The organism is Fischerella sp. (assembly GCF_013388695.1).
Classification (GTDB): Bacteria; Cyanobacteriota; Cyanobacteriia; order Cyanobacteriales; family Nostocaceae; genus PCC9605.
On the sequence record NZ_JACAEU010000028.1, the window covers coordinates 1 to 6,527 of the forward strand.

Annotated in this window: 7 protein-coding genes; 5 read left to right on the forward strand and 2 right to left on the reverse strand. The window is 40.7% G+C overall.

Annotated features, from left to right (window positions below; all coding sequences use genetic code 11):
* The first annotated feature begins 400 nt into the window (after positions 1 to 400).
* A complete protein-coding gene (locus HXY43_RS04755; protein ID WP_290880614.1) occupies positions 401 to 1,318 on the forward strand; it encodes a YbhN family protein in 918 nt (305 codons plus the stop codon).
* A 10-nt stretch (positions 1,319 to 1,328) separates the two neighbouring features.
* Here the strand turns inward: HXY43_RS04755 and HXY43_RS04760 are convergent, their stop codons facing one another.
* Together HXY43_RS04760 and HXY43_RS04765 are read right to left on the reverse strand one after the other, a co-directional pair.
* Complete coding sequence (locus tag HXY43_RS04760) at positions 1,329 to 2,678, reverse strand: hypothetical protein (RefSeq protein ID WP_290880616.1); 1,350 nt, start codon at positions 2,676 to 2,678, stop codon at positions 1,329 to 1,331.
* 214 nt (positions 2,679 to 2,892) lie between these two features.
* The gene (locus HXY43_RS04765) at positions 2,893 to 3,039 is read right to left on the reverse strand and encodes a hypothetical protein (protein WP_290880618.1); all 147 of its coding nucleotides are present in this window, start codon (positions 3,037 to 3,039) and stop codon (positions 2,893 to 2,895) included.
* A 725-nt stretch (positions 3,040 to 3,764) separates the two neighbouring features.
* Between HXY43_RS04765 and ndhL the strand changes: the two genes are divergently transcribed.
* The 4 genes from ndhL (at position 3,765) to HXY43_RS04785 (ending at position 6,117) form a co-directional block, all read left to right on the forward strand.
* Complete coding sequence (gene ndhL / locus HXY43_RS04770) at positions 3,765 to 3,977, forward strand: NAD(P)H-quinone oxidoreductase subunit L (protein ID WP_026734572.1); 213 nt, start codon at positions 3,765 to 3,767, stop codon at positions 3,975 to 3,977.
* A 24-nt stretch (positions 3,978 to 4,001) separates the two neighbouring features.
* Positions 4,002 to 4,313, forward strand: a complete 312-nt coding sequence (locus tag HXY43_RS04775) for a DUF3007 family protein (protein ID WP_026734573.1) — start codon at positions 4,002 to 4,004, stop codon at positions 4,311 to 4,313.
* 116 nt (positions 4,314 to 4,429) lie between these two features.
* A complete protein-coding gene (trpA, locus tag HXY43_RS04780) occupies positions 4,430 to 5,242 on the forward strand; it encodes a tryptophan synthase subunit alpha (RefSeq protein WP_290880622.1) in 813 nt (270 codons plus the stop codon).
* A 218-nt stretch (positions 5,243 to 5,460) separates the two neighbouring features.
* The gene (locus tag HXY43_RS04785) at positions 5,461 to 6,117 is read left to right on the forward strand and encodes a heterocyst differentiation related protein (protein WP_290880625.1); all 657 of its coding nucleotides are present in this window, start codon (positions 5,461 to 5,463) and stop codon (positions 6,115 to 6,117) included.
* The last annotated feature ends 410 nt before the right edge of the window (positions 6,118 to 6,527 follow it).

A 6,527-nucleotide genomic window follows, 5' to 3' on the forward strand; every position in this document is an offset into this window, starting at 1 on the left:
CGCACTGCTATGGATAACAATTATATGGTTCAGGTTCTCAATTGTTTTTTCATTAGCAACACTTTAGATTCTTCTGATTCCTTGTGTCAAGCCTGATTGAGATGCTCTTACCCTGAGTTAGTGAGGTAGTTAGTAGATATTAGTTAGTAGTTAGTTGCTTTACCCATTAACTACTAACCATTGTACAGACGTATGCCACAGGGGTTCTCGAAGAATAGGATTTGCAAAATTATTTTTCGATTTATAAAAAGATACATGTTCAAATACTTCGCTCTTATTAATAACCATTAACCAAAAAATCAATTAACTCTGTTTCCCAACACGCTTACGATATACTGCTGATTTACCATATGATTTGAGGTGTTCAATCAAACGGTAGCTGAACAGTCTAATTTTTAAAATGATCAAGAAAATTTTACGCTGGTTAATTTTGGGTGGGACGCTATTTTTTTTGGCCACAGCCCTAAAGAATAACTGGCAAGGAATTGCTGACATTCGCATTGATGCAGCAGGATGGGCAATTATAGCGATCGCCACAGGTGTAACTTTACTGGCACATACTTGGGCAGGTTGCGCATGGACTTGGGTTCTTAAAGATTTAAATCAACCTGTACCATCTTCCCAGTTCATCTATGTTTATTTAAAAACAAATATTGCCAAGTATTTGCCTGGTAACGTTGGGCATTACTATGGGCGAATTATGGCGGCAAAAAATGCCAACGTTTCCACTGGTGCAGCTACCCTCAGTGTCTTGCTAGAACCGTTACTCATGGCAGCAGCTGCTTTAATCATTGTCTTAGTTGGCAGTCTGTTTGTGAAGACTAATACCAGCTTGACTGTGCAGATAGCACAAATACTGGGTTTAGCTGTAGTACTTTGTGTGCTTCATCCCCAGTTTTTGAACCCATTAATTCGCCTGCTATACCGCTTGAAGGCAAAAAAGTCTAATACTAATACTACCTCAGCCATTGATTTGAGTATGCAAAGCTATCCTCTCAAACCTTTATTAGGAGAACTAGGCTTTTTGGGACTACGCGGGATTGGGTTTGTTTTAACTTTGTATGCCTTGAGTTCTTTAAATTTGAGTCAAATACCTTTATTGCTAGGCGCTTTTAGCTTCGCTTGGTTACTGGGGTTGGTGGTTCCTGGTGCGCCTGGTGGGTTGGGTGTGTTTGAAGCAACTGCGATCGCGCTATTGCAGAATCATTTTCCGGAGGCAGTAGTAATTAGTGCAACAGGTATATATCGGCTTGTAAGTATTTTATCTGAAACTGCCGGTGCTACCTTAGCTTGGCTAGATGAGCGTCTGTTTAAATAAGGCAGATGTATTAAATAAGGCAGATGTATTGACTCTTGACTCTTGAATATTGCCCTAACTTCAGCTGAGAAAACACACGATAAGCATCCGGATTAAACTGAAATTCACTTGTCTGCTGGTCTGCTTCGATCTTAACCAAATTGTATTCAACATTTTCAGCATAAATTGCCAGCGTGATGTTAAAAATTTCAATAAAATTAATGAACCACTGGCATTCTTCTTCTGGATATTTATCGTAGTAGCGAATTAAATTAGCAATACGAGCTTCTAAATGACTGCGGGAATTTTTACAAATTAGAATAATTTTCAGCAGTACAATTACTAATGTTAAAGGATGTCCCTGAGAAAGCAATAAAATAAATAAAGGCGAAGGTTCCCGCCCATTCTCGGTCGTCAGACAATCAATTACTCGGTTACAAGTTCTCAGTAATAAATCCTTGCTGATAATTATTTCATCATATTCAGATTTCCAGGCTGACAGCTTCTCTGAGACCTGTTGCTGCAAAGTTTCTACAAATGTTGGTTGCTGTACAGAAAAAATTAGATATTTCTCAAGGCTATCTTTGAAATCTTTAAAAGTTTGATTTTGAGTCTGCTTTAAAAATATATTAGCAATATTTTCATAGCTAAATACACCCTTTTTTACGACAATCGCTTTAATTAAACGTAAAACATCATCCCCTAAAACACTAGGATTTTTGTAACGTGTTTTATTAGAAGCAGTAGACTGAGAACGAGCAATATACATTGCTAGTTCAAACTTAAATTTATCTTTTAGTTGTTTGGAAGCTTTTCTAGCTGCCTCTTGTTGTTCTTTGGGATTATTTTGATCTACAGATTGAGCTGCTAATAAATAAGAGGTATAGCGATGAACCCAATGTCTTTTACTTTTATCTTCATTTCTATATGCAAATAACTTCAGTTCTTTGAAGTCTTCACTTTTAATAAAATTTTCTATCCAATTTTGAAAAATAGCTATTTTGGTAAAAGTTGTCTGCTTACGAGTGGCTTTATAATCAGCGAATAATTTTACTAACTCTTGAATATATTTATACTTTCTATTGCTTTCCCAATTATTAACTAAAATGTAGCAACAACGCTTGAGAGTATTATGAAAATCTTGTTCATTATCAATAAAAATTTCATATATTCCAGGTGTGGAATCTGAACAAGGTGAATCTAAGCAATCTAGAAACAAAAGCTTAAATTCTTGCAAAACATCTTCTGGCAAGCATTGTTGAACACTCTCCACCAAAAAACTGTAAATCTTATCTTGTATAACCTGTAAATCTGGACGTTTTACATTCTCTTTAACAATATGCTGATTAACCTGAGTATTTTGTAAACTATGAGCGGTCATTATAGTTCTCAAGACTAAAAAGAAGTTTAGTTATATTTTTATCAGCTTAACCTTGGTAAACAAGAGTATCAATCTAGTATTTAATAACTCAAAATTTTCTTTACATAAAATTGATAAATTGGCTGGTATACGGAATGAGTAAAGTAGTAAATTATTTATTTTTTTGCGCTTAATCACTAAAAATAAGTTATTAATTATACTTTTATACGCAATTTCACACAATCATGACTTGGACTGGAGTTGGCGATCGTGGATTGTGAAGCTGACAAACATTAGGCAGTAGTCTACAGTACTTTGTGTTGTCGCTGTTATTTACTTCACGACGATCGCCATCTATAAAGCGATCTGAAAGGAAAATCACCTCTTCACAAGTATTTCAGCGTCTGTCTCTACTAGAGAATTACATACATAAATTTACAGGGCGCGTATACACGCACCCTGTAAACTAAAAAAATTTTTTTGCAAATGTCAACTTGGAGTGGGGGTGGAGGGACTTGAACCCTCACGACCTTTTACGGTCAACGGATTTTCATTCTCTTGCAGCTTTCGCTACTGCCTAATCAATTTAGTTGCATTAGGCTTTGAGAATTGGACTCTCCCTTTACCCTCGACTTCACGTTAGGGTAGCTCCCGTCGGGTCTCTGCACCTTCCAAACTTGTCCTTTGTTATTTATCATTTGCGCTTTGTGACTCACAAAGGACAAATGACAAGTGACAAGTTTGGCTTGGCTCAGGATTGCCATGTCTGTTGCCAGATTTAGGTTTCCCTGAATTTGAGAGCGTTCACTTGAGGAATTTCTTCTTCAAGGCTCAATTACTTAAGTCCGTAGCGTCTACCATTCCGCCACACCCCCAAGTTTTGGGAGTCACTCTCTTCGATTATAGAGGCTTGATTAGTCTTAAAAAAAACCTCCTCATCTATTCCAGCATCAATTTTGTCATTTGCCAACTAGTAACCATAAAATTTTTTTTTGGAAAATCGAACTGCTCGAAAAAAGGGAGGGGTGTAAGGGGGTACTATGATGGAAAACAGAAGCACCCGTTGGTCATTTCCGCTTAAAGAGGGAACCTATGATTGGAGAAGGAATTATAGTACCGTTGCTATATCTGATTTTGGCTGGAGCTTATCTTTTGGTTATACCTGTAGGTGTGCTACTGTACCTGCAAAAACGCTGGTATGTGGCTAGCTCCATAGAGCGCGCGTTTATGTACTTTTTGGTATTCTTCTTCTTTCCAGGTTTGTTGGTTCTGTCTCCGTTTGTTAACCTTCGACCCCGACGGCGACAAATTGAAGCTTAACGAGATTGGTAGGTCATAATACTCATGCGACGCATTGACGCTCTTGGAATTGGCTTTGGAATTTTTATTGCAGGCGGCTTGGCGTATTTACTCCTGCAACTAGCAGGCTTAGATAATTTGTCAGCTGGTATCTGGAGTCAACTCTTGCTAGTCGGGGGGTTAGTTGGCTGGTTGCTCACCTACATTTTTCGTGCAGTCAGCCATAAAATGACCTACCATCAACAACGCGAGCAATACGAAGAAGCCTATTTCCAAAAACGACTAGAAGAACTCTCCCCCGAAGAATTAGCAAAAATTCAAGCCGAGATCGAACAAGAAAAGGGTTCACAAGTGTAAAATTGTCATTTGTCTGTTGTGTGTTGATAGTTGTTGGTTGGTAGTTGCTTGTTCCAAACAACAAACAACAAACAACAAACAACAATTACTGACCAATGACTAATGACCAATAACTAATGACTGCGATTTCCCATTGCTTTGAAACCCTAGCACGCAATCGTGAGTGCGCTTTAATTCCGTTTATTACCGCTGGCGATCCAGATATGGCAACAACAGCAGAAGCATTGCGAATTCTGGATCGCAGTGGTGCTGACATAATTGAGTTGGGTGTTCCCTACTCCGATCCGCTGGCGGATGGGCCAGTAATCCAAGCCGCTGCTACCCGAGCCTTGCAACGAGGAACGACTCTAGACCAAGTGCTAGAAATGGTGAAAGCAACTACTCCGAGTTTGCGATCGCCCATGATTTTATTCACCTACTACAACCCCATTCTCAATCGGGGGATTGAAAAGTTTCTCCAACAAATTGCCGCTGCTGGTGTAGCTGGCTTGGTTGTTCCAGATTTACCCTTAGAAGAAGCTGCGAATTTGCTTGAACCAGCCGCACAGATGGGAATAGATGTCACTCTATTGATAGCTCCCACGAGTTCCAGCGAACGCATAGAAGCGATCGCTCGTGCTTCTCAAGGATTTATCTATTTGGTTAGCGTTACCGGCGTCACGGGTATGCGATCGCAAATGGAAACGCGAGTGTCAGATTTACTCAAGCAAATTCGTAGTGTTACTGATAAACCCATCGGTGTAGGTTTTGGAATTTCCCAACCAGAACAAGCTCGTCAAGTGCGGGACTGGGGAGCCGATGCAGCCATTGTTGGCAGTGCCTTTGTAAAACGGCTGAACGCAGATACCCCACAGCAGGGATTAAACGAGATAGCCTCGTTTTGTCAAAGTCTCAAGCAGGCGATCGCTACCTCGTACAAGCTAGGTTAAAAAAGTGTAATATCCAAGTTTTTTCACCTAACCTTGGTAGACAATTTAACAAATATAGTCTTGAATATATAATGCAGATACGCAGCGGTAAAAAATAAATTTTGCCGCTGTTGTGAAATATGGTGTGATTTAAGGTTCTGTAAGCTATAAATGTATGAGTGTGAGAATGTGTCAGTTGCAAATGATTATTGTTGCGCCGCTGCATAGGGGTAAGGGCGATGAGTGAAAGTATGGCATTTATTGGCGGGGTTGCCGTAGCTGGGCTAGCGGCTATTCTGTTGCTGAAGGGGGCAGGGAATCCCTTACAACAACCAAATGTCAATGTTGCGCCGCAAATGCCGACTGTCATGCCTCCCCAGGTAATGCAACCACAACTGCCATATTATCCACAACAGCCACCTCCACCACCACCAGCCAGCCCAAGCACTGATGAGCGCCTGGCAATGGAACGACTGAAAATGGAAAATGAAGGGCTAAAGAAGGAAAACGAGCAACTTAAAAATGCATTCCAGCAACAGCAAGCTCAATTCCAACAACAAGCTTACAACTATCAGTTGCAATTAAACGCCCAGCAAAGCCAAAATGCAGCACAATTGCAGCATCAGCAGCAAGATCAACAGTCTCAAAATCGCTGGTGGTCTTCGCCCGTTGTCTGGGCTGTGGGGGGCATGTCTCTCACAATTGGCGGTGGCATTGTAGTGGCTGGAGTATTGGCTTTGTTCTCTCCTAAACAGCGTCCTACCCGCACTGTTCAAGTTATCCACCCCTACAACAGTTCTGTGCCGCCTTTAGCTCCCGTACGTCGAACTGAGTTCTTACCACCTCGTACAGAAACAAGAAGAGTTGAAGCGCCAGACTACGACGACATATACTGAATTCGTTCTGAAACCACACTAGTTACCCAACAGGGAAAGATGCTCCCGGTGACACTCAGGTACGGGATGCTGATTTTATATTTTCTATAAAAATAAAAGATATTCAGATTATACCATTTTGGATTTTGGAGCCACTGCGGTGGACGGGTCTCCCGGCATAAAGCACGTGGCATGATTGAGAAACTCTCTAGGGGTATGGGTAGCCCTGTCAAGGTGGGCAAAAAACGAACCATTATCCTAGTAGACAAGACTATTTTCCTCTTAGTGTCTTAGTGTCTTAGTGTTTCAATAATTCTTTTTTCACCACCCTCCGGGTTCGCCAGTCCCCCATCTCGGCAGAAGCCAAGACGGGGGCTGGACTCACCAAGACACAAAGACACCAAGAAAAATCCATTTCCAAGACTCACACC

What these genes read in the sequence shown, in the direction of transcription:
- HXY43_RS04755 (WP_290880614.1), top strand. Translation starts at nt 401, where the DNA reads ATGATCAAGAAAATTTTACGCTGGTTAATTTTGGGTGGGACGCTATTT.
- HXY43_RS04760 (WP_290880616.1), bottom strand. Translation starts at nt 2,678, where the DNA reads ATGACCGCTCATAGTTTACAAAATACTCAGGTTAATCAGCATATTGTT.
- HXY43_RS04775 (WP_026734573.1), top strand. Translation starts at nt 4,002, where the DNA reads ATGCGACGCATTGACGCTCTTGGAATTGGCTTTGGAATTTTTATTGCA.
- trpA (WP_290880622.1), top strand. Translation starts at nt 4,430, where the DNA reads ATGACTGCGATTTCCCATTGCTTTGAAACCCTAGCACGCAATCGTGAG.
- HXY43_RS04785 (WP_290880625.1), top strand. Translation starts at nt 5,461, where the DNA reads ATGAGTGAAAGTATGGCATTTATTGGCGGGGTTGCCGTAGCTGGGCTA.